This window comes from Kitasatospora sp. NPDC087271 (assembly GCF_044744605.1).
Lineage (GTDB): Bacteria > Actinomycetota > Actinomycetes > Streptomycetales > Streptomycetaceae > Kitasatospora.
Genome location: NZ_JBIUYQ010000045.1, coordinates 1 through 21,145 on the forward strand (window position 1 = coordinate 1; position 21,145 = coordinate 21,145).

The following is a 21,145-nucleotide window of genomic DNA, read 5'->3' on the forward strand; positions in this document are numbered from 1 at the left end:
CAAGACGCTCGGCTGGGATACCCCAGCCGAGCGTCTACGTGATCTACTCACCGTCTGAAACCAAGCGGTGTTGCGACGACCCCTTGAACCTAAGCCCTTCCACCGGGGGTGCGGGCCGTCGTCGTGCGGGTGCGCGCGGGTCAGCCGCGGGTGGCCATGGCGCGCAGGAAGAAGGTGAGGTTGGCCGGGCGCTCGGCGAGGCGGCGCATGAAGTAGCCGTACCACTCCTGGCCGTAGGGCAGGTACACGCGCATGGTGTTGCCCTCGCCGGCGAGGCGCAGCTGCTCCTCGGGGCGGATGCCGAACAGCATCTGGTACTCGAAGGAGTCGCGCTTGCGGCCGTTCCACTGGGCGAGCTGGCCGGCGATCTTGATCATGTTGGGGTCGTGCGAGGCGATCATCGGGTAGCCCTCGCCGGCCATCAGGACCTTGAGCGCGCGGACGTACGCGAGGTCGACCTCGTGCTTGCCCTGGAAGGCGACCGACTCGGGCTCCTTGTAGGCGCCCTTGCACAGGCGCACGCGCGAGCCGGGGCCGGAGAACTCGCGGCAGTCGGCCTCGGTGCGGCGCAGGTAGGCCTGGAGCACGACGCCCAGCCAGGGGAAGTCCGCCCGCAGCTCGCGCGCGATGCCGAGGGTGGAGTCGGTGGTGGTGTGGTCCTCCATGTCGAGGGTCACCGTGGTGCCGGCGTCGGCGGCGGCCTCGCAGATGCGGCGGGCGTTCTCCAGCGCGATCTTCTCGCCGTCCACCGGGAGGAACTGGCCGACGGCCGACAGCTTGACCGACACCTCGGCGCCGGCCGCGAGGCCGGTCTCCTTGAGCGCCTTGAGCAGGTGCTCGTAGGCCTCGGCGGTGCCGGCGGCCTGGGCGGCGTCCTGGGTGTCCTCGCCGAGGTGGTCCAGGGTGACCTTGCGGCCGGTGGCGATCAGGTCGTCGGTGGCGGTGACGGCGTCGTCGAGGACGTCACCGGCGACGAAGCGCTCGACTATCGCGTGGGTCGGCGGGAACTTCTCGACCACGGTGCGGACCTGCGGCGACCGGGAGGCCGCGAGAAGGGCGGAACGGAGCATCGTGACTCCTGGAGCTGGTGCTTCTAAGGGTGGCAGAAGGGGGGCCGGGGCGGCGGGCGGCGGGTATGTGACACCGCCGCCCCGGCGGGCGGCGCCCGGCTGCGGGGCCGGGCGTCGCGGGTGACCGAGTGGTCAGGCGACCGGAGTGGTCAGGTGACCGGCGCGGCCACGTGACCTGGACGGTCAGGCGACCGGAACGGTCGGGAGGGGCACTCAGCCCATGTGCGGGTAGCGGTAGTCCGTCGGCGGGACGAAGGTCTCCTTGACCGAGCGGGTCGAGGTCCACCGCGCCAGGTTCTGCTTGGCACCGGCCTTGTCGTTGGTGCCGGAGGCCCGGCCGCCGCCGAAGGGCTGCTGGCCGACGACGGCGCCGGTCGGCTTGTCGTTGATGTAGAAGTTGCCGGCCGCGAAGCGCAGCTTGTGCATGGCGTCCTGGGCGGCCGCGCGGTCCTGGGCGATGATCGCACCGGTCAGGCCGTAGGCGGAGGCCGACTCCATCTGGGCCAGCATCTCGTCGTACTTGTCGTCCTGGTAGACGTGCACGGCGAGGATCGGGCCGAAGTACTCCTCGCGGAAGTACTCGGACGCCGGGTCCTCGCAGACCAGGACGGTCGGGCGGACGAAGTAGCCGACCGAGTCGTCGTAGGTGCCGCCGGCCAGGACCTCGACCGCGGGGTCGGCCTGGGCGCGGTCGATGGCGGCCTTGTTCTTGGCGAAGGCACGGTCGTCGATGACGGCGGACATGAAGTTCGCCAGGTCGGTGACGTCGCCCATGGTGAGGCCCTCGACCTCGGCGGCGAACTCGTCCTTGAGGCCGGCCCAGATCGAGGCCGGGACGTAGGCGCGGGAGAGCGCCGAGCACTTCTGGCCCTGGAACTCGAAGGCGCCGCGGGTCATCGCGGTCTTCAGCACGGCCGGGTCGGCGGACGGGTGGGCGACCAGGAAGTCCTTGCCACCGGTCTCGCCGACGATCCGCGGGTAGGTGCGGTAGCCGGCGATGTTCTCGCCGACGGAGCGCCACAGGTGCTGGAAGGTGGCGGTGGAGCCGGTGAAGTGGATGCCGGCCAGCGCCGGGTGCTTGAGCGCCACGGCGGAGACGTCCAGGCCGTCGCCGGTCACCATGTTGATGACGCCCTTGGGCAAGCCGGCCTCCTCCAGCAGCTGCATCAGCAGGTGCGCGGAGTACTGCTGGGTCGGGGACGGCTTCCAGAGCACCACGTTGCCCATCAGCGCGGGCGCGGTCGGCAGGTTGCCGGCGATCGCGGTGAAGTTGAACGGGGTGATCGCGTAGACGAAGCCCTCCAGCGGGCGGTGGTCGCTGCGGTTCCACACGCCGTCCGAGGAGATCGGCTGCTCGGCCATGATCTGGCGGGCGAAGTGCACGTTGAAGCGCAGGAAGTCGACCAGCTCGCAGGGCGTGTCGATCTCGGCCTGCTGGGCGGTCTTGGACTGGCCGAGCATGGTGGCGGCGGCCAGGGTCTCGCGCCAGGGGCCGGCCAGCAGGTCGGCGGCCTTGAGGAAGATCGCGGCGCGGGAGTCGAAGGAGAGCGCCTGCCAGGCCGGGGCCGCGGCCAGGGCAGTGTCGATGGCCTCCTGCGCGTCGGCCTGGGTGGCGTTGCGCAGGGTGCCGAGCCTCGCCGCGTGGTTGTGCGGCTGGACGACGTGGATCTCGGCGCCGCCGCCCATGCGGCGCTCACCGTTGATCGTCATGGTCAGCTGGACCGGCTCCTGGCCGCCCAGCTCCTTCAGCTTGGCCTCCAGACGGGCCCGTTCCGGGCTGCCCGGGGCGTAGCTGTGGACCGGCTCGTTCACCGGCGCGGGGACCTGGGTCACAGCGTCCATAGAGCGCACGCTCTCCTTCGTTGATGCGGGGGGATGCCGGCGCGGGTCGCACGTCGGCCACAGCACGAACGCTATTCCTGCCCCTGGGGCCACTTGATTGGCCGGAAGGCTAAATTCCCCCGTACGGCGTTGTCCGGCCCGACGAAGGGGTCACGGCGCAGTCACGGCGCGGTCACGGCGCGCCGTTGCCGGCCCGTCGCGCCGGAGGCCACCGGGAGCACCGGCCGGTCCCAGTCGATCCGGTGGCCGTGCACCGGGCGGAGCATCTTCTCCGGGCTCAGGAAGGTCCGCATCGCGATCGGCGCGAGCAGCCGGAACAGCACCCGGCCGACCGGCCCGGAGGACTTCTGGTTGTTGGTGCGCGCCGCGTCGGCCGCGATCTTCTCGACCCGGGGCCGGCGCAGCGCCTCGTAGGCGGCGAAGGCGGCGGTGTGGTCGGGCAGGTCCCGCAGGCAGCGGGCGAGTTCGACGGCGCTCTCGACGGCCAGCGAGACGCCCTGGCCGGAGCTGTTGGAGGGGGCGTGCGCGCAGTCGCCGACCAGCACCATCCGGCCGCGGTACCAGTGCGGGACGGACGGCATGATCTCCAGCCGCGGGAAGACCTCGACGGTGTCGGCGGCGGCCTCGCGCAGCACGTCCCGGGCGGGCAGGTCGTCGGCGTGCAGGTCGCGGACCCGGCGCAGCCACTGCTCCGGGCTGACGGCGCGGACCTGCTCGGCGGTCAGCTGATCGGGCTGCGGGATGTTGCTGAACCAGGCCGTCCCGGCGCCGTCCGGCAGCCCCCAGTAGCCGAAGAAGGCGCGGGCGCCGTTGGCGAAGTGCATGGTCTCGCCGTGTCCGGCCCGGCCGGGCAGCCGGTGCGGGCTGTAGCCGCCGACGCCGAGCAGGCCGGTGTACCGCGCGCCGGGTGCAGCCGGGTCGATCAGGGTGCGGACGGTGGAGCGGGTGCCGTCGGTGCCGATCAGCAGGTCGCCGGTGGCGGTGTCGCCGTCGGCGAAGCGGGCGGTGATGCCGTCGGCGCCCTCCTCGGCGCCGACCAGCCGTTTGCCGTACCGGACTTCGATGCCGCTCTCGCGCAGCCGCCGCTGGAGCACCTCGTACAGTTCGGCGCGGCGCATGACCCGGCCGGGCGGCAGGTCGGGGAGGCCGGCGAACTCGGCCAGCACGCCGCCCCGGCCGTCCTCGATCAGCATCGGGCCGATCGGCTGCCCGATCGCGCCGACCTCCGCCCCGAGCCCGACGGTCGTCAGGGCGTCGAGCCCGTTGGGGGCGATCATGAAGGTGCCGCCGATGCCCTCGGCGGAGGACTCGTAGGCCTCGAAGACGACGGCTTCGACGCCGGCCTTGCGCAGGGCCAGTGCCGTCACCGGCCCGGCGATCCCGCCGCCGATGACGAGGGCCCTCTTCTCCCCGTTGCTCGTACTCATTCCAGGCTCCCGAAGATCTCGTGCCAGGTCCGGATGAACTCCGGCTCCTTGAGTCGACCGACGAGGTGCTCGACGAAGCGGCCCTCGGCCTCCAGCGCGCCGACCCGGTGCTCCTCCTCGATCAGGAAGATCCAGGCCACGCCGTCGTCCGAGGCCTTCCGCAGGGCCGCCCGGATGCCCGCCACCTCGGCGGCCAGCGCGGCCCGCCGCTGTTCCAGCAGTTCCACGGCCTCGGCCGGCGGGACCACCATGAGCAGCGACAGCGCGACCCCGAACGCGGGGTACTCGTGCTGCGGTTCGGCGACGAGTTCGCGCATCCAGTCGGTGAGCTCCGCCCGGCCCTCGGGGGTGACGGCGTAGACGGTGCGCTCCGGTCGCTGGGTGTCGCGGACGGTCTCCTGTTCGGCGACGAACCCGGCCTTCCGCAGTTGCTCCACGACCATGTACAGCGAGCTGCGGTTGTACTTGATGTTGCGGTCCTTGCCGTGCTCCTTGAGCCGGCGCCCCATCTCGTAGGGGTGCATCGGCCCGGCCACGAGTTCGGCCAGGACCGCGAGGGCCAGCGGGTTCGACACCTTGCGTCGCTTCGCCACGAGACGTCCTCATCTCTTGGTCAGTACTGACTATCCACTCCTGAATAGTCAGAGTCAACTATTTACGAAAGCCGGGCCACGACTCTGTCCGCCCGGCTAAAATCAACCACACGGCATTGTCCGAGCGGATGAAGGAGGCCCGATGACGACCCCCGGCCTCCCCGCCACCCCCGGACTCCCACCCATCCCCGGCCTCCCGCCCACCTCCGGCCTCCCGCTCCGCCGGCTGCTGATGTCCCTCGGCGAACCCCTGGTCGAACTCCAGGCCGCCCCGCAGGGCCTGGACGTCCCGGTCCGCGACGTCGCGATCCTCGACCCGGAGGACCCGCCGACCGCCGCCCCCGGCGAACTCGTCCTCGCGATCGGCGCCCGCGGCCGCGCCGCCCTCCCCGCCCTGCGCGCCGCCGGACGGGCCGGCGCCGCAGCGGTCGCGGTCAAACTGGACGGCCCCGGCCAGGCGGACGCACTGCGCGAGGCCGCCACCGAGGCGGGCGTCGCCCTGCTCTCGGTCCGCCGCGAGACCCGCTGGGAGCACCTCGACTCGCTGGCCCGCGCGATCATCGCCGGCCCGGACGCCCCGGACACCCCCGGCGCCCCCGAACCCAACGCGGGCGACCTCTTCTCCCTCGCGCAGACCGTCGCCGTGCTCACCAACGGCATCGTCTCGATCGAGGACACCTCCAGCCGGGTGCTGGCGTACTCCCGCTCCTCCGACTCGGACGAGGTCGACGACCTGCGCCGGCTCTCCATCCTCGGCTGGCAGGGCCCCGAGCCGTACCTGTCCAAGCTCCGCGAGTGGGGCATCTTCCAGCACCTGCGCACCTCGGACGCCCCGATCGCGGTCGAACCGCACCCCGAACTCGGCCTGCGCCGCCGCCTGGCGATCGGCATCCGGGCCGGGGCGCAGCCGCTCGGCACCATCTGGGTGCAGGAGGGGGCGCAGCCGCTGGCGCCGCTCGCCGATCAGGCCCTGGTCGGCGCCGCCCGGGTGGCCGCCGCCCAACTGGTGCGCCGCCGACGTGAGTTGTCCGCCGACACGCGACTCACCCGGACGCTGCTCACCGGCCTGCTGGAGGGCTCCACCGGCCCGCAGTCGCTCGCCACCCACCTGGGGCTGGACCTGCGGCGCCCGGCCACCGTGCTCGCCTACAGCGCGCACACCACCGAGGCGCTGCACCGCTCCGACGTCACCGGCCTGATCTCGGTGCACGCCGCCGCCCGACACCGCACCGCACTGCTCGCCCCGATCGAGTCCCGGGTGTACGTGCTGCTGCCCGAACTCCCGCCCGGCCTGCCGATGGCCACCGTGCGCGGCTGGGCGGAGGAGGTGGTGGCGGCCGCCCGGGAGCACCTCGGCGTCCCGCTGCGCGCCGCGATCGGCTCGACCGTGGACGGCCTGGCCCAGGTGCCGGACTCCCGCGCGCAGGCGGACCGCATCCTGGACGCGATGGGCCGCGGCGGGGTGGACCTCGACGTGGCGGCGCTGATCGACGTCCAGGCCGAGGTGCTGGTCAGTGAGATGCTCGCGCTGCTCCAGGAGCGCTCCGGCCTGCGCGACCCCCGGCTCACCGCGCTCGCCGCGTACGACCGCCGGCACGGCACCCGGCTCGCCGAGTCGGTGCTGGCCTGGCTGGACGCGCTCGGCGAGGTCCGGGTCGCCGCGGACGCCCTGCACATCCACCCCAACACCCTGCGCTACCGGGTGCGCCGCGCCGAGCAGTTGACCGGCATCGACCTCGCCCAGCCGCAGCAGCGCCTGCTGGCGATGCTGCAACTGAGGCTGCCCGCGGACGAATGACCGCGGGCAGCCCCCTCATCGCGCGCTACGTCACTCGCCGTAGCCCTGACCGCGCTTGTGCTCGTTCAGCCGGTGCCACGGGCCGGTGATGGCCAGCTGGATGCCCGGCTCCTGGATGTTGGCGAAGAGGGTCTTGCCGTCGTCCGAGAAGGTCACCCCGGTGAACTCGCTGAACTCGGGCTTGGCCGCGCTGCCGATGTTCAGCTCGTTGCGCGCGATCGGGTAGGTCAGCCCGTCCTCGGTGGCGCCGAACAGGTGCTGCACGCCCTCGCCGTCCTCGGCGATGACCACGCCGCCGTACGGCGACACGGTGATGTTGTCCGGGCCGTCGTAGTTGTCGTGGTCGCCGAGCACGTCGGTGTTGACGCCGAGCAGCACCTTCAGGGTGATGGTGCGGCGGGCCGGGTTGTAGAACCAGACCTGGCCGTCGTGCTGCACCGGGCTCTCCGAGCGGGCGAAGCTGGAGACGAAGTAGAAGCCGCCGTCACCCCACCACATGCCCTCCAGCTTGCGGGCCCGGGTGACCTCGCCGTCCTTGAACTGCTTGCGGACCGAGACGGTCCTGGCGTCGCGGTCCTGGACCTTGACCCAGTCCGCGCCGTAGGTGGTGCCGACCTTGGTGGCGCGGGAGAGGTCGTCGACGAACTTGCCCTGGGAGTCGAAGACCTTGAAGGCCTCCAGCACGCCCGCGTCGGCGGCCAGCGCGCGCAGCTTGTAGCGGCCGTGCTTGAAGCCGGCCGGCGGGGTCCAGCGGAACAGCAGGCCGTTGGGGTTCGAGGCGTCCTCGGTCAGGTAGACGTGGCCGCGCTTCGGGTCCACCACGACGGCCTCGTGCGCGTACCGGCCGAAGGCCTTCACCGGCTGCGGGTCGCGGTTGTAGTCGTCGTCGAACGGGTCGACCTCGAAGATGTACCCGTGGTCCTTGGTCATGCCGTTCTGGCCGGCCTTGTCCTCGGTCTCCTCGCCGGACAGCCAGGTGCCCCACGGGGTCACGCCGCCCGCGCAGTTGGTGGAGGTGCCGGCGATGCCGACCCACTGCTCGACCGAGCCGTTCCGCTTGGCGTGCACGATGGTGCAGCCGCCGGCCGCGCCCGGGTCGTAGACGTGGCCCTCGGTCAGCGGCACCGGGTTCGGCCAGTTCGCCCGGGGCCCGCGCAGCTCGTGGTTGGTGACGAGCAGGTTGCCGCCGCGCTCGTCCTCGAAGGCGGAGGTGCCGTCGTGGTTGCTCGGGGTGAACTCGCCGGTGCGCAGCCGGGTGACGCCGGCACGGTTGACGACCTTGTACGCGAAGCCCTTGGGCAGCGACAGCAGCCCGGCCGGGTCCTGCACCAGCGGGCCGTAGCCGACGGCGGCGCGCGCGGCACCGGTGTCACCCGCCGCGGACGCGGCCGGCAGCTCGCCGCCGACCGGGGCGGCGATCGCGCCCGGAGCGCTGGCCAGCGCCTCCGCGCTGCCGGCGATCAGCACGCCGGCCCCGACGAGGGTGGAACGGTTGACGAAGTCCCGGCGGGACAGCGGCATGGCAGCAACTCCTGAGGAATCGGCCGCCGGACCGGGGGCGGGCCCGGTGCCCGGCGGGCGGGGCGTCGAGACGGGGCGTCGACGACCAGCAGACTCCGCCGCGGGGATGAACCCGGTGTGAAGCCCACCTCACGCCCAGGCGGCCATTTGCCAACCGATGACCGACACATGACCTCCGCTTTGCCCACGGCGCCCTGCCGAGGGTCACCCCGACCGCGCCGTCCGCCACTGCTCCCAGGCCGACAGCCACAGCTGCTCGGCGAGCCGGTGCTCCTCCCAGACGTCCGGCCCGCCGCCCCGCCGCTCCCGCCAGAGCTGCTCCCAGGCCCGCTGCGCCGGCAGGCTCGCCACCTCGCTGGCGAACACCGTGTACCGGACGACCTCCTCGACGGCCGCCCCGCCCTCCGGCGTGCCGATCAGCCAATGCGTGTGCCGGGCAAGCCGGTTGAGGTGGTTGACCATCGCGGTCAGCGCCGTCACCGCCTCCTCCCGGGTCTCGGTGGCGAGCCGCATCTGCTGGCGCACCGCCACCTCCCAGCGCACCTCGTAGGCGTCCCCGCGCGGGCGCCGCGGCGTCCGCCCGGCCCGGACCTGCGCCTCGACGGCGGCGGACTCGGCGACGCTCTGCGCGATCAGCTCCCGGTGCGCCTCCAGCCCGACGGCGGGCGGCAGTTCGCGCTCCTCCACCGGGACCTGCCGGGCCCGCCGGGCGGCCAGCTCGCCCAGCAGCTCGGCCCGGCCGCGCAGGTACGGCTCGAAGTCCGCGATCCCGCCGAGCTCCACGCCGCCGGGCGGCACCCCGCGCCCGCACACCGTCACGGTCAGCCCGCCGATCCGCAGCCGCCCGGCCCAGACCGGTGCGGCCCCGTCGGCGGCCGACGCGCCCGGCCAGAGCACCGGCCGGTCCTCGTGCACCTCCACCGGGTACGGCTCGCCGTCCACCGTGATCCACTCGCGCAGCGCCCGCACCCGGCCCGGCCCGTCGCCCTCGTCGACCCCGAGGTGGTCGTAGACCCGGTCCCGTTCGTCCTCGACCACGTCCTCCAGCTCGGGCAGGTCCTCGCCGTGCTCCGCGCCCGGCCGGTAGGTGCGCACGCTGACGTACGGGCCGGCCACCGAGCTCCAGTCGCCGGACTGCACCTCGACCCAGGCGAGTTCGCCGCCGGAGGTCTCGAAGGCGGCCAGCGCCTCGCCCCAGCCGCCCGTCGCGCCGCCCCCGCGCGACAGCCCCGCGACGACGCCGTACACCGGGAAGTCGGCCGCGGCCACCGTCCGGCGGGAGAAGTCCTCCACCGCGGCGAGACGCTCCTCCCTGCTCCTCGGGTCCGGGACGCGCGCAGGGTCCGTCCGCCCGGCGTTCCACTCCGGGGGCCTGCCGCCACTCTCCCGCATCATCCTGTGCCGCACCCCCGAGTCCTCGCGCCCGCACCGCCGACGCCACCTTAGTGCCCGGGACCTGCCGGGTCATCAGCTCGGGTGCCGGGCACCGGCGCAGGCCCCCGGGACGCCCGGTCGCCAACGGGCACGGGCCGTGTCAGGAGGCGCGGTTGTCAGCCGCCCTCCCTACCCTGGCGGCATGACAGCAGACAGCAGCTTCCCGGCCCGGATCAGCATCGTCACCCTCGGGGTCTCCGACCTCGACCGCAGCGCCCGCTTCTACGAAGGCCTGGGCTGGCGGCGGTCCTCCGCCTCCAGCCCGGAGATCGTCTGGTTCCGCACCGCCGACTCGGCGCTCGGCCTCTTCCCCACCGAGGAGCTGGCCGCCGACGCGGGCGTGCCCGCCACCGGCGAGCCCGCCTTCCGCGGCGTCACCCTCGCGGTGAACCTGGAGTCCCCCGCGCTGGTGGACGCCGCGTTGAAGACGGCGGTCGAGGCCGGCGCCGTGGTGGTCAAGCCGCCGGTCCCGACCAGCTGGGGCGGCTACTCCGGCTACTTCGAGGACCCGGACGGCCACCTCTGGGAGCTGGCCCACAACCCGTTCTTCCCCTTCGCCGAGGACGGCTCCCTGGATCTCCCCTGACCCGCCCGCCCATCAGCCCGTCGAAGCCCCCCCCATCGGCCCGTCAGCCCTTGGACCGCGCCTTGAAGGCCGCCTTGCGCGCCTCCTTGGCCACCGCCCGGTCCAGGTGCAGCTCCCCGACGGCCTCCAGGACGTCCGCCGTGTACGGGTGGTCGACCCGCCAGAGCTCGCCGAAGTAGGACGCCGGGTTGCCGGTCACCGGCAGGTCCGCGATCAGCTCGCGCAGCAGTTCGGCGTCGCCGCCGCTGTCCAGCAGCTGGGCGGCGAAGGTGTCGACCACCGTCCACAGCGCCATCGTCCGCTCCGGCACCGGCACGTCCGTCGCTCCCTTCGAGGTCAGCCAGGCCCGGGCGGCGCCGCCCAGCTCGGGGTCGTCCAGCACGTCGCGCACGGCCGGCTCGGCGGCCGTGCCCAGCATGTTCAGCGCCGAGACGCCGAGCATCCGCCGCATCGGGGCGTACGCGTCGTCGCCGCGCGCCGCCGCCAGCAGCTCGCGCGCCGCCGCCACCGGCTCCCGGCCGGTGATCCAGACCCGCAGCTCCTCGTCCGGCAGCACGTTGGCGGCCTCGCACACCCCGCGCAGCAGCTCGGCCGCGTCGCCCTGGGCCAGCTCGCCGACCAGCGGCGCGTCGTAGCCGTCCTCCAGCAGCCACTGCCGGATGCCGTACTGGCCGAGCGGGGTGAGCCGGACGAGCCCGAAGCGCGCCGACTCCTCCTCGTCCAGCGGCGCCTCGCCGACCAGGGCGGGCTCCTCGCCCTCCGGGCCCTCCTCCTCGTCGAACAGCTCCGGGTCGATCGGCCGGTACTCCAGCAGGCCCAGCTCGGCCAGGTCGCCCAGCATCGGGTCCAGCGCGACCATCACATCGGTGATGTCGCCCAGCAGCTCCTCGCTCGGCTCCTCGCCCTCCGGCACCACCAGCAGCGCGGCCAGCACGCCCAGCGGCACGGTCTCGTTGCCCGGATCGGCGAAGGCGGTGGTCTCGTACAGCACCTGCAACGCCTCGTCCAGCAGCTCGGCGGCGGCGTCCCGGGCCTCCTCGACCTCGCTCAGGGCGTCCTCGTCCTCCTCCCCGGCCTCCCCGCCCTCGGCGGCCCGCGCGGCCTCCTCCTCCGGCAGCGAGTCGGCCTCCACGGCCAGCTCCCGGACGATCCCGGCGGCGGTCAGCCACAGCTCCAGGACGGTCTCCGGGTCACCCTCCTCGGCGGGCTCCAGATCCGGGCCCGGCACGGCGACGTGCTCACCGGCCGCCGTCGTCCCGATCTCCACCAGGTCCAGGTCGCAGGCCAGCGACCAGGCCCGCATCGCCTCAACCTCCGCCTCCTCCGGCACCTCCCCCTCGGCGGGGGCCAAGCCCAGCAGCTGCGCCGCGGGAGCCCGGTCCTCCTCCACCAGGTCGCCGAACTCGTCCACCACCCGGTGCGGGGCCGCCCAGCGGGCCAGCGCCAGCGCGTACCCGAACATCGGCACGGCCTTCGCCAGGGCGGCCAGCTCCTCCTCGGCGGGCAGCTTCACCGGCGGTACCAGGACCGCCGCGTCGTCCAGGTCCTCGTCGTCCAGCCCGTGCGCGGCGAACGCCCCGTAGAGGTCCTGGAGCTCCAGGTCGGCGGGCAGAACCGGCTCGGCCGCACTCTCCCCCGGCGAAGCCCCGGCGTTCTTCCGACGTCGTCCGGCCATCGTTGTGCGTTCTCCCTCAGCCAGCGGTCCGCCTATCAGCTCAGCGTCCCGATCCACCACCTCAGCGTATAGGCCGGGCACCCCCGATGCCCGGCCTCAAGGGGCGCGCGCCGCAACCGTGCGCCCACCCTTTATCCTTCGCATTGGCACCGTGCACACCCCGCGCGGGCCACCGGGCAATGAAGCCCTTCGCCCTCCCCGCCCGACACCGGGCAGGAGGGGCCCACTCAGCTCACCCGCTCCACCAGGGAGCCCCGCACCGCGGCCACCACCACAGCGCCTCAGGACGGGCGCGCCGGCACACCCCGCCGACCCGGTGGTGCCCTGCCACAGGAGATCCCTTACATGGCGGACCTCTCCCCCGCCGGCTCCGGCCTGCGCACCGCGCAGCTCGACGGACGCCGACTCTCGGAGGCCCTGCTTCCCCTGGAGCTCGCGCCCCGCGCCCAGCTCCAGCTCGCCGCGGTCAGCCGCTGGAACGCGCTGCGCGGTGTCCGCGTCGGCCTCGTCGCCGCCGCGCTGCTGCTGATGCTGATCGGTGCCAACCTGGCGACGCCGATCTACCCGCTCCTCCAGCAGCGCCTCGGCCTCGGCCCGCTCGACACCACGATCCTCTTCACGATCTACGTGTTCGCGCTGGTCCCCGTGCTCGCCGTGGTCGGCCACTGGTCCGACCACCTCGGCCGCCGCGCCCTGATCCTGCCCGCCGTCGCCCTGGCCGCCGCCGGCGACGTCGTGTTCGCCACCTCGGGCAGCTTCTGGCAGCTCGCCGCCGGCCGGGCCGTCCAGGGCATCGCCGTCGGCCTCTCCACCGGCGCCGCCGGGGCCGCCCTCGGCGACCTGCTGCCCGCCCACCCGACGCTCGCCGCCAAGCTCACCCTGGCCTGTTCCGCCGGCGGCGTCGCACTCGGCCCGGTGGTCGGCGCCCTGCTCGCCAACGGCGCGGACCCGCTGCTGACGCCCTTCCTGCTGCACGCCATCGCCCTGCTGGCACTCTGCGTGCCGCTGGCCCTCGTCCACCCGCGGATGCCCGGCCGCAACCGCCCGCCGACCACCCCGCCCCGCATCACCACCCCGGCCCACCTGCGCCCGCGCCGACTCGCCCTGCCGGTCGCCGGCCGCCGCGAGTTCCTGCTCGCCGCCTCGGCCGGCTTCATCTCGTACGCGGTGTTCGGCGTCTACCTGGCGCTCGCCCCGGCCTTCTCCGCCAAGCTGCTGCACACCTCCTCGCACCTGACCGGCGCGATCGTGGCCGCCCTGCTGCTCGGCTCCTCCGCGCTGGCCCAGTTGGTCGTCCCGCCGACCTCCGACCGTCTGGTGATCGCCCTCGGCATGACCGGCCTGGCCGCCGGCCTGGCCCTGGTCGTCGCCGCCCAGTACACCGGCACGCCCGCCCTGCTCTTCATCGGCAGCATCCTCGGCGGCGCCTGCCAGGGCATCGCCTTCCGCTCCCTGTTCACCAGCGCGGCCGCCGCGATGGACCCGGAGCGCCGCGGTTCCGAGCTCTCCGCCCTCTGGGTCATCGTCTACCTCGGCAGTTCCCTCCCCATCGTGATCGTCGGCGCCCTGGTCCAGCACTACGGCCTCCTCCCCGCCGTCAGCGGCTTCGCCGCCGTCGCCGCCCTCCTCTGCGCGGCCCTGGCCCTCGCCGTCGCCCGCAAACCCAGGCAGTCCTGACCTACCGCAGCCAAAAACACCGCCGCCCGGGACCGAAGTCCCGGGCGGCGGCGCATTCACCCCGGCCTACGTCCAGGGCTTCCATTTGCCGGTGCCGATCTCAATGTCAAAGGGCTTCGGCAATCGGACGGCTTCTCCGAACTTCCACTCCCCCAACACCTCGTACGCCCCCTCACTCCGGTCCGGCTCGCCGAACAGCGTGACACCGGGCTGCCGCGGATCCCGGTCCACCAGCAGGTAGTACGGCACCCCGGTCCGCGCATACCCGCTCCATTTGGTGGGCTTACCGAATACCGGGCGCCGGTCACTGTGTGCGCTGGGATGCGCGGTGACCTCAGCCACCAAGCTGATCTCGCTTGGACTGAGGTATCGATCCTCTGCCCTTGCCAACAGATCCACCTCAGCGGTTACCACAATGAGGTCGGAGCAGTAGCCATCTCCGATCTCCGCGAGATCGACGCCGACATGCTGCACCACCTGCCACGGGAAACCTTCACCCCCGAGTTCGGCGCGGAACAGCCATTCATGAATGTCCCTGAGCATCAGGGCGTGGTTCACCGGCGGATATGGCGTCACAACGAACTCCCCACCGATCACCTCAACCCGCAGCACTTCGGGCAGCCCCAGCTGTTCATCGAGCTCGCCCCGAACCCAGAGCGCGTAGGGCGATTCGGGCAAGGTCCACTGCCCGAACGCAACAAAAGGCGACATAGCCCCACCTTTGCTGCCCGCTGGCACACATACCGCTGCCACACAAACCTTTCCCTCGAAGGGGAGGTTTGCGCGGCACCAGGTTGACGAAGGCCCGTCCATCAGACGGGTTGAAGCGTGTCCGCCCACCCCTGGGAACGGGTACCTTCCGAGTACGGCCGTGTACCCGGAAGGGGACCAGGATGACGCAGTGGACCGACTACACCACGGGCGAGCGCATCAAGCTGCTACGCGGGCCGGACATGACACAGGAACAGCTTGCCGAAGCATCTGGCCTGTCGGTGGCGACGATCCGCAAGGCGGAACGCAACCTCGGCGGCAGCCTCCAGACGCTACTGCGGATCTCGACCGCGCTGCACGCCGACATCTCGGTGATCCTCGGCCAACAGGCCCCCCGCCGCGCGATGCACGGTGCCGACCGGGCGATGATGCGTGAGCTGTCCCGCGCCGTTCACGACACCGCCGCCGGGGTCGGCGTCGATGTGCAACCCCCGCCCCCGGCCGAACTCGCGGCCGGGCTCGCCTCCGCATGGAAGACCTACCGCTCCGGCGACTTCGTGGGCGCCGGAGTGCGCGTCGCCCCGGCGCTACGCGAAGCCGCCGCCTCGCTGAAAGCCGCTCCGGTCGACCAGGGGAGTGCGGCGGCGGGCATCCTCGCCGACGCCTACCGGCTCGCCGCCTACGTGGCAAACCAGTTCGGCGCCCGCGATCTCGCGTACGCCGGGATCGGGCATGCGCAGCACCAGGCCGACCGCGGCGGGGATACCGTCCGCTCGGCCATGGTCGCATCCGGCCGGTCGTGGATCTACCTGCGGGATGCCCGGCTCGACCAGGCGGAGGAGACCGCCCGCATGTCGTACGAATCCATCGAGCCCAGGTACGGGGACAGAGATCTCGTAATGCTCGCCACCTACGGATGGCACGTGACCTTCGCGGCCGTCGTCGCCGCCCGCCAAGGAGACGTGGACGGCGCCGACGACCTGCTGTCGCAGGGGCATGCGGTCGCGGCTCGGATGGGCCGGGATGTCATGGTGAACGGCACGGCGTTCGGGCCCGCGACGGTCACCGCACAGGCGATCGGCATCTCCGTCTCGACCAGTCGGCCGGGGAGGGCGCTCGGCCTGTTCGATTCGATCGCCGACATGAGCTCGCTCACCCCGTCGGCGCGCAACCGGATGATGCTGGACGTGGCGCTCGCACAAGCCGAGACCCGGCAGTCCGACACCGCCCTGGACACCCTGCTTGAGGTGTGCTCGGCCGCCCCTGGTTGGGCTCGTCATCAGGGATTGCCCGGGGTGATCGCGCAGAAGGCGAGCGCGGGCAGCGCAACTACGGCCAAGCTACGCAAGCTCTCATCGATCCTCGGAACATCCGTGATCATCAACTGAGGAGTGATACGCGGCGTATCACCCGGCGCCGGTACGACTTCGGGAAGTGATACACGCCGTCCGTTCACGGACGGTGAGAACTCCGCGACATTGGGCACATGTTGACGCTCCATCACCAGCGCCTTGCGCTCGCCCACGTTCCGTCGAGCCTGGCGACCCTGCGGCTGCCCTACACCCCGGCATCGGCCCTCGCTGCCCGCCGCATGGTCCGCGCCAAGCTCACCGAGTGGAACCTGCCCCACCTGGCCGACGACGCCGAGCTGATCGTCACGGAGCTGGTCTCCAACGCCGCCAAGACCGGTTGCCTGACCGCCATGCGGGTCAGTATCACGCGGGTGACCAACCGGGCAGGCCAGGCCGTACGGATCTCCGTCCGAGACGGCTCCCGCGCCCTGCCGGTCCTGATCGGCGCCGCCCACGACGCGGAGTGCGGCCGCGGCCTGGCCCTGGTCGACCGCCTGTCCGTCGCCTGGGGCGTCGACTTGGACTCGCTCGGCAAGACGATGCGGGCCGACATCGCCGCGGACCGAGCATGAACCCCCGGCACCGGGGCGCGCACCGCGACCCTGTGGGCGACGTGCTCACCGGGCTGTGGGTACTCGGCCACGCCGTCGTTCTCGCTCTCTTGTCGGCTTGATCCAGCACCACGTCCAGGCGGGCCCCATGGACCGGACCGAACCCTCGGAGTCGATTCTCGACACGCCATCGCCTGCCTGATCCCTTTACTCCTGCCCCGGCATCAACGGCACCCCGGCCCAGGGCGGGGCCAGGCGACTCCGGGTGAACCCCGACAGCCGGAGCCGCCCCTCTTCGCCGGCCTTGGCGACCCGCCGGGCCGGGAACCCCATCGCACCGAAGGGAGATTCGCCGTGCCGCAAACGGCCGTGCCGATCTTGGAGGCCCCTCAGCCTCCACCGCCCCCACCGCCTCCGCCCCCGGCACCACCAGGTCCGCCGAAGCCGCCGTACCCGGGCCGGTAGCCCGATCCGGCCCTCGTCCGGACGCCCTAGCGGCGCCCGGACGAGGGCCGCCCCCCTGCCCCACAGTCGTTGCGCAGCCCCTGGAGGAAATCGTGTCCATCTCCCCCGAGCACGACCCCACGTCTTCCCGGCCCGTCACCATCGCGTTCAGCGGTCCCGACAACGTCGGCAAGACCAAGCAGATCGGCATCCTGGCCCGCCGCCTCGGCCCCGGCGGCCACGCCACCGGGCCGCTGGACGACCACGACCCGCGCTGGGACCGCATCAAGTCCACGGGCATGGGGGCCTGGTGGTTCGAGCGCGGCCCGATGGAGGAGGTGGTCGACGTGCTCGCCAGCTCCTACCTGGAGCGCTCCCGCAGGCCCACCACCGCACCGGTGCGCCTGATGGACCGGGGCATCCCGATGCTGGAAGCCTCGCTGGCAGCGACCGTCGCAGTGCGTGAACGGCTCAGCCCCGCCGAGGCTGCGAAACGGGCCGGCAAGCTGCTGGAGCCCTACACCGCCGACCTGCGCTCCGCTGAGGCCGCCGAACACGGCATCGTGCTCCTCCACGACGACGACCCGGTGATCGGCACCTCCCGCAGCCTCTCCCACGAGCGGCACGTCACCCCGATCTACGCGGACTACCAGCGGCACCTCCACCTGCAGGTGCACCGCCTGGCCGACGAAGGGCGGTGGGCCGAGGCCATCGTGATCGGCGAGCGCCGGGTCGTGGCCGTCCAAGACGAGATTCGTCGGCTTCTGCACCCGATCACCCCGCTCGTGCCGGCTCGCGCCCTGCCAGGCGTCCGGGTGATCGCGCTCGGCGGCATGTCGGAGAGCGGCAAGAGCACGGCGGGCGAGTACCTGCGGGTGAGGCACGGATACGCCCGCCTCAAGATCGGCTACCTGATCGAAGCCACCGCCCAGCCCGCCGGTATCGCCTACCCGTACGAGATCCCGGCCGTGGTGCGGGCTGAGCTGCTGATCGACGGTCTCGACCGGTACTGCGCGGCCCACCACTTCCTCGGCCACGTCACCATCGAGTCGCTGCACGACCAGGATGCGACCACCGAACTTCGAAAGATGCTCGGCGAGCAGCTGACCGTCGTGTACGTCGACGCGACGCCGGAGGTCCGTGCAGAACGCGGCACCGCCGGGCCCGAGGACGTGGTCGAGCGCGACGCCGTCAAAGCCCGTCGCGGGGCTGCCGGGATCGCCGCGCTCGCGCACGAGGTCGTCGACAATAACCGCGGCCGCCTGCACTTGGAGCGCCGCCTCGACGGCATCGCGCTGGCCCACCGCTGGCCGCTGCGGCAGCCGTCCAGCGCGCCGGTCAACACGCTGGGCCTGCCCGTCCATCTGGAGTCCTACCTGTCCGCGCTGCTGGACCGCACAACCTTTCAGCAGCCGCCCGTCATCGACCTCCTCGCGGTCACCGGCAGCGGAGCACGCGGGAAGTACCAGCACGGCTGGTCCGATCTGGACGTCTTCGTGGTCGCCGGGCAGGAGAGCATCCCCGGGATCCGGCGGGCTCTTGCCGAACTCGAAGCCGAACTCGGCGGCGTCAAGCTCGGCCTGACCGTCCTGACCCAGGACGAGTGCCGCACCGGGGCGGTCACCTCCCGACTGCTGCACGTCCTCGCGCTGATCGGCTCAGGCGGCCTCGTGCCGCTGTGGTGCCGCCCTGGTTTGGCCCTGCCCGCCCCGGACGCGGCCAGCGACGTGGCGGCCAGCGTCGAGGCAGGCGTTCAGGCGGCCATCGAGATCCGGCGCCAGCTCCTCAAGGGTGCCCCCGACCTCCGCGCCCTGTTCAAGATCACCGCGCTGCTGGCCAAGGTGATGCTCCGCTTCGAGGGCACCGAGCGGGCCTCCGACGACGACGCGCTGGGCGTCTTCCTCGACCGCGAGCCCGGCGCTGACCCCGGCCTGCGTCGCGAGGCACGCGAACACCGTGACAAAGCGGTCTACTTGGCCAACATCGTCCTGGGCCACTGGCTGTCGACCATCGCCCTGCCCACGAGCCGCGCATGAACGCCCCTGCCACTTCAACGCCGGCCTTCCGCAAGCTCCTCGCCCCGGCCGCTGCGGACGCCGAGGTCCAGGGCTGGCAGGCCATCGCCCACGCACTGCCAGTGCCACGGCTGCTGGGCCGCGGCCAAACAGCCGGCAAGCACGTCGTGGCCTACGAGGACGTGTTCGCCACCGGCCGGTGCAGCATGCTGCTCGGCGACGTCATCTCGACCGCCGACCGCCACCCGAGCACCCTGCCCCGGGTCACCGCGCTGATCGATGCCGTCTGCGACAACCTGCTTGCAGCAGTGGCTGACAGCGGCCGGACCGAGCCGCTGTCAGCCTGCGTGCCCGGCCTCTACCAGGACCGTATTCGCCCCGGAGGTCGGATCGACTCCTGGTACCTGTCCGGTCACCTCGCCGTCCCCGCCCCGCGTACCGACCAGCCGCCGCCGGTGCACACCCTCACGGGCCACATCTTCGTCGTCAACGGCGTCCCGCTGCGGCTCGATCTGCCCGCCATCGTCTGGGAGATCCGTGAAGCGCTCCATCCCGGCCGTACCTGGGTCACCGCCCTCACCCAGGGCGACCCGACCGAACCGAACATCGCCGACCCGCTGTGCTGGCTCGACTTCGAGTACGCCGGACGGAACACGCTCGCCGGTGAGATCGCGACCCTCCTCTGGTACCTGCTCGGCATGGGCGGTTGGCTGGTGCCGACCTACCAGCCCGACGTGTACGCCCGCACCCTGCCGCTGCACCTGCCACCGGTCGCCACCCCGCACCTCGAACACATCGACCACGACGAGCGCCACCGCCGTCTGGAAGTCCGCTACACCTGGCCGGTCGGCGCCGGGCGCCACGCGGCGATCACCCGTCTGCTGGAGCGTGTACGAGCCGACCTCGCCCCGGCCGCCGACCTCAATCCGGATCGGTTCCTCGCCCAGATCCGCCACTTCCTCGCCCTGCGGATCCTCGGCGTGATCCCGCCCGCCCGTCTCACCGGCCACGACCTGCTCCTGCTGCTGGCCAAGCTCGCCGAGACCCAGCACCCCGAGGCCGTCGGCGAGACCTTCGCCCACACCCAGCCCTCACCGGCCACCGGCCCCGATGATTGGACCGACGATGACCGCACTCACGCCGCTTGAACTGCCCATCGCCGTCCTCCCGCTCCAAGGCAGGGTCGCCCTCGTGACCGGCGGGGCCACCGGGATCGGCGCCATGACCAGCCGGGCCCTGGCCGCCGCCGGAGCCACCGTCGCCGTCAACCACCTCGCCCAGATCCGCCAGGCCCGTACCGTCCTCGGCGACGTGCGACGCGAGGGCCGCACCGGCATCGAGGTCAGCGCCGACCTCACCGACCCCAACGCCGTCGCCGCGCTCGCCAGCCAGGTCGAGTCCGAACTCGGCCCGATCGACATCCTCGTCAACAACGCCGGCGCCTACCCCCGCATCCCATGGGACCAGCTCGGCGAAGACGAGTGGGCCCGCGCCATCGAGTCCAACCTGACCATCCACTACCGGACCTGCCGGGCCATCACCCCCGGCATGGCTGAGCGCCGATGGGGGCGCATCGTCAACATCGGCAGTGTCAACGCCCGCACCGGCCGCCCAGGGCTCACCGCCTACAGCACCGCCAAGGCCGGGCTGCTCGGCCTCACCAGGTCACTGGCCAGGGAGCTTGGACCGGACGGAATCTGCGTGAACACTGTCCTACCCGGGGCCATCCAGGTCGAGGCGGAGAACGGCCTGCCCGCCCACCACCGTGCCCGCCCCGAGGACCAGATCCACCGCCAGTGCGTCCAGCGCCGGGGCCGCCCCGAGGACGTCGCCGCCGCGGTCGCCTTCCTCGCCGGACCCAGCGCGTCCTTCATCACCGGCCAGTCGTTGCACGTCGACGGCGGCTGGATCCTTCACTGACCCGCCGTCCCACCGAACAGGAAGCAGGCCACCATGCAGCACCGCGTCCGCGCCGTCCTCCTCACCCCGAACGACACCATGCTGCTGATCAAGCGCATCCGCCCAGGCATCGACCCGTACTGGGTGATCGTCGGCGGCAAGATCGAGCCGACCGACGCCGGCCCCGAGGACGCCCTCCGACGTGAGGTCCACGAGGAGATCGCCGGCGAAGCCGAGATCGTCAGCCTCCTCCACACCATCGAGACGGACGACGAGCGCCAGGACTTCTACCTCGCCACCATCGACAAGTGGAGCTTCGAGGACCGCAGCGGTCCCGAGTTCAGCCAGGAAGGCCGAGGCGAGTACCTCCTGGAGGAGCTCCCCCTCACCACCGAGGCGCTCGACGCGATCAGCCTCCTGCCCCAGGAGATCGCCACCGTCCTACGCGGAGCCGTCAAGCGCGGGGCACTCCTCGCAACCGGAACACCCTTCCCCGGCTCCCGTCACAGCGAGGCCAGCGCCCACTGAGGCGCGGACACACCACTGCCGC

At 72.5% G+C, this 21,145-nt stretch carries 17 protein-coding genes; 9 read left to right on the plus strand and 8 right to left on the minus strand.

The features are described 5' to 3' along the window. Positions 1 to 140: 140 nt before the first annotated feature. From ACIO9K_RS36950 to ACIO9K_RS36965, 4 genes are all read right to left on the minus strand, one after another. Positions 141 to 1,070 carry a proline dehydrogenase family protein gene (locus tag ACIO9K_RS36950; protein ID WP_363580483.1) on the minus strand — a complete coding sequence of 310 codons (930 nt, stop codon included), beginning with the start codon at positions 1,068 to 1,070 and terminating at the stop codon, positions 141 to 143. Positions 1,071 to 1,283: 213 nt separating this feature from the next. Continuing rightward, complete coding sequence (gene pruA, locus ACIO9K_RS36955; protein WP_363580481.1) at positions 1,284 to 2,912, minus strand: L-glutamate gamma-semialdehyde dehydrogenase; 1,629 nt, start codon at positions 2,910 to 2,912, stop codon at positions 1,284 to 1,286. 161 nt (positions 2,913 to 3,073) lie between these two features. Next, positions 3,074 to 4,339 carry an FAD-dependent oxidoreductase gene (locus tag ACIO9K_RS36960; RefSeq protein WP_400336272.1) on the minus strand — a complete coding sequence of 422 codons (1,266 nt, stop codon included), beginning with the start codon at positions 4,337 to 4,339 and terminating at the stop codon, positions 3,074 to 3,076. Further along, positions 4,336 to 4,932: a PadR family transcriptional regulator gene (locus ACIO9K_RS36965; protein WP_063349534.1), complete on the minus strand. Its 597-nt coding sequence runs from the start codon at positions 4,930 to 4,932 to the stop codon at positions 4,336 to 4,338. Before ACIO9K_RS36965 ends, ACIO9K_RS36960 begins: the two co-directional genes overlap by 4 nt. Before the next feature lie 142 nt (positions 4,933 to 5,074). Here ACIO9K_RS36965 and ACIO9K_RS36970 point away from each other — a divergent pair, with 142 nt between their 5' ends. Further along, positions 5,075 to 6,730 carry a PucR family transcriptional regulator gene (locus tag ACIO9K_RS36970; RefSeq protein WP_400336274.1) on the plus strand — a complete coding sequence of 552 codons (1,656 nt, stop codon included), beginning with the start codon at positions 5,075 to 5,077 and terminating at the stop codon, positions 6,728 to 6,730. A 30-nt stretch (positions 6,731 to 6,760) separates the two neighbouring features. Here ACIO9K_RS36970 and ACIO9K_RS36975 read toward each other — a convergent pair whose 3' ends face one another. Both ACIO9K_RS36975 and ACIO9K_RS36980 read right to left on the minus strand, forming a co-directional pair. Continuing rightward, a complete protein-coding gene (locus tag ACIO9K_RS36975) occupies positions 6,761 to 8,251 on the minus strand; it encodes an alkaline phosphatase PhoX (protein WP_400336276.1) in 1,491 nt (496 codons plus the stop codon). A gap of 204 nt (positions 8,252 to 8,455) precedes the next feature. Next, on the minus strand, positions 8,456 to 9,544 hold the full coding sequence (locus tag ACIO9K_RS36980) for a hypothetical protein (protein ID WP_400336278.1): 1,089 nt from the start codon (positions 9,542 to 9,544) through the stop codon (positions 8,456 to 8,458). Positions 9,545 to 9,827: 283 nt separating this feature from the next. Here ACIO9K_RS36980 and ACIO9K_RS36985 point away from each other — a divergent pair, with 283 nt between their 5' ends. Then, positions 9,828 to 10,271, plus strand: a complete 444-nt coding sequence (locus ACIO9K_RS36985; RefSeq protein ID WP_363618678.1) for a VOC family protein — start codon at positions 9,828 to 9,830, stop codon at positions 10,269 to 10,271. Positions 10,272 to 10,314: 43 nt separating this feature from the next. On the opposite strand, the gene ACIO9K_RS36990 is transcribed toward ACIO9K_RS36985, so the two are convergent. Beyond that, positions 10,315 to 11,946, minus strand: coding sequence for a hypothetical protein (locus ACIO9K_RS36990; protein ID WP_400336280.1), 1,632 nt, complete (start codon positions 11,944 to 11,946; stop codon positions 10,315 to 10,317). A gap of 345 nt (positions 11,947 to 12,291) precedes the next feature. Here ACIO9K_RS36990 and ACIO9K_RS36995 point away from each other — a divergent pair, with 345 nt between their 5' ends. Beyond that, positions 12,292 to 13,623: an MFS transporter gene (locus ACIO9K_RS36995; RefSeq protein WP_400336282.1), complete on the plus strand. Its 1,332-nt coding sequence runs from the start codon at positions 12,292 to 12,294 to the stop codon at positions 13,621 to 13,623. Positions 13,624 to 13,689: 66 nt separating this feature from the next. Here the strand turns inward: ACIO9K_RS36995 and ACIO9K_RS37000 are convergent, their stop codons facing one another. Continuing rightward, positions 13,690 to 14,334, minus strand: coding sequence for a Uma2 family endonuclease (locus ACIO9K_RS37000; protein WP_363618684.1), 645 nt, complete (start codon positions 14,332 to 14,334; stop codon positions 13,690 to 13,692). 182 nt (positions 14,335 to 14,516) lie between these two features. On the opposite strand from ACIO9K_RS37000, the gene ACIO9K_RS37005 reads away from it, so the two are divergent. The 6 genes from ACIO9K_RS37005 to ACIO9K_RS37030 all read left to right on the plus strand — a co-directional run bounded on the left by ACIO9K_RS37005 (position 14,517) and on the right by ACIO9K_RS37030 (position 21,123). Beyond that, on the plus strand, positions 14,517 to 15,722 hold the full coding sequence (locus tag ACIO9K_RS37005; protein ID WP_363618686.1) for a helix-turn-helix transcriptional regulator: 1,206 nt from the start codon (positions 14,517 to 14,519) through the stop codon (positions 15,720 to 15,722). Between the two features lie 98 nt (positions 15,723 to 15,820). Further along, positions 15,821 to 16,258, plus strand: a complete 438-nt coding sequence (locus ACIO9K_RS37010; RefSeq protein ID WP_400336285.1) for an ATP-binding protein — start codon at positions 15,821 to 15,823, stop codon at positions 16,256 to 16,258. Positions 16,259 to 16,794: 536 nt separating this feature from the next. Beyond that, complete coding sequence (locus ACIO9K_RS37015) at positions 16,795 to 18,717, plus strand: nucleotidyltransferase domain-containing protein (RefSeq protein ID WP_400336287.1); 1,923 nt, start codon at positions 16,795 to 16,797, stop codon at positions 18,715 to 18,717. Continuing rightward, on the plus strand, positions 18,714 to 19,844 hold the full coding sequence (locus tag ACIO9K_RS37020; RefSeq protein ID WP_363618692.1) for a hypothetical protein: 1,131 nt from the start codon (positions 18,714 to 18,716) through the stop codon (positions 19,842 to 19,844). The genes ACIO9K_RS37015 and ACIO9K_RS37020 overlap by 4 nt, the downstream gene beginning before the upstream one ends. Further along, positions 19,822 to 20,616 carry a 3-oxoacyl-ACP reductase FabG gene (locus ACIO9K_RS37025; RefSeq protein ID WP_363618694.1) on the plus strand — a complete coding sequence of 265 codons (795 nt, stop codon included), beginning with the start codon at positions 19,822 to 19,824 and terminating at the stop codon, positions 20,614 to 20,616. Before ACIO9K_RS37020 ends, ACIO9K_RS37025 begins: the two co-directional genes overlap by 23 nt. Positions 20,617 to 20,649: 33 nt before the next feature. Beyond that, on the plus strand, positions 20,650 to 21,123 hold the full coding sequence (locus ACIO9K_RS37030; protein WP_400336289.1) for an NUDIX domain-containing protein: 474 nt from the start codon (positions 20,650 to 20,652) through the stop codon (positions 21,121 to 21,123). Positions 21,124 to 21,145 lie beyond the last annotated feature (22 nt).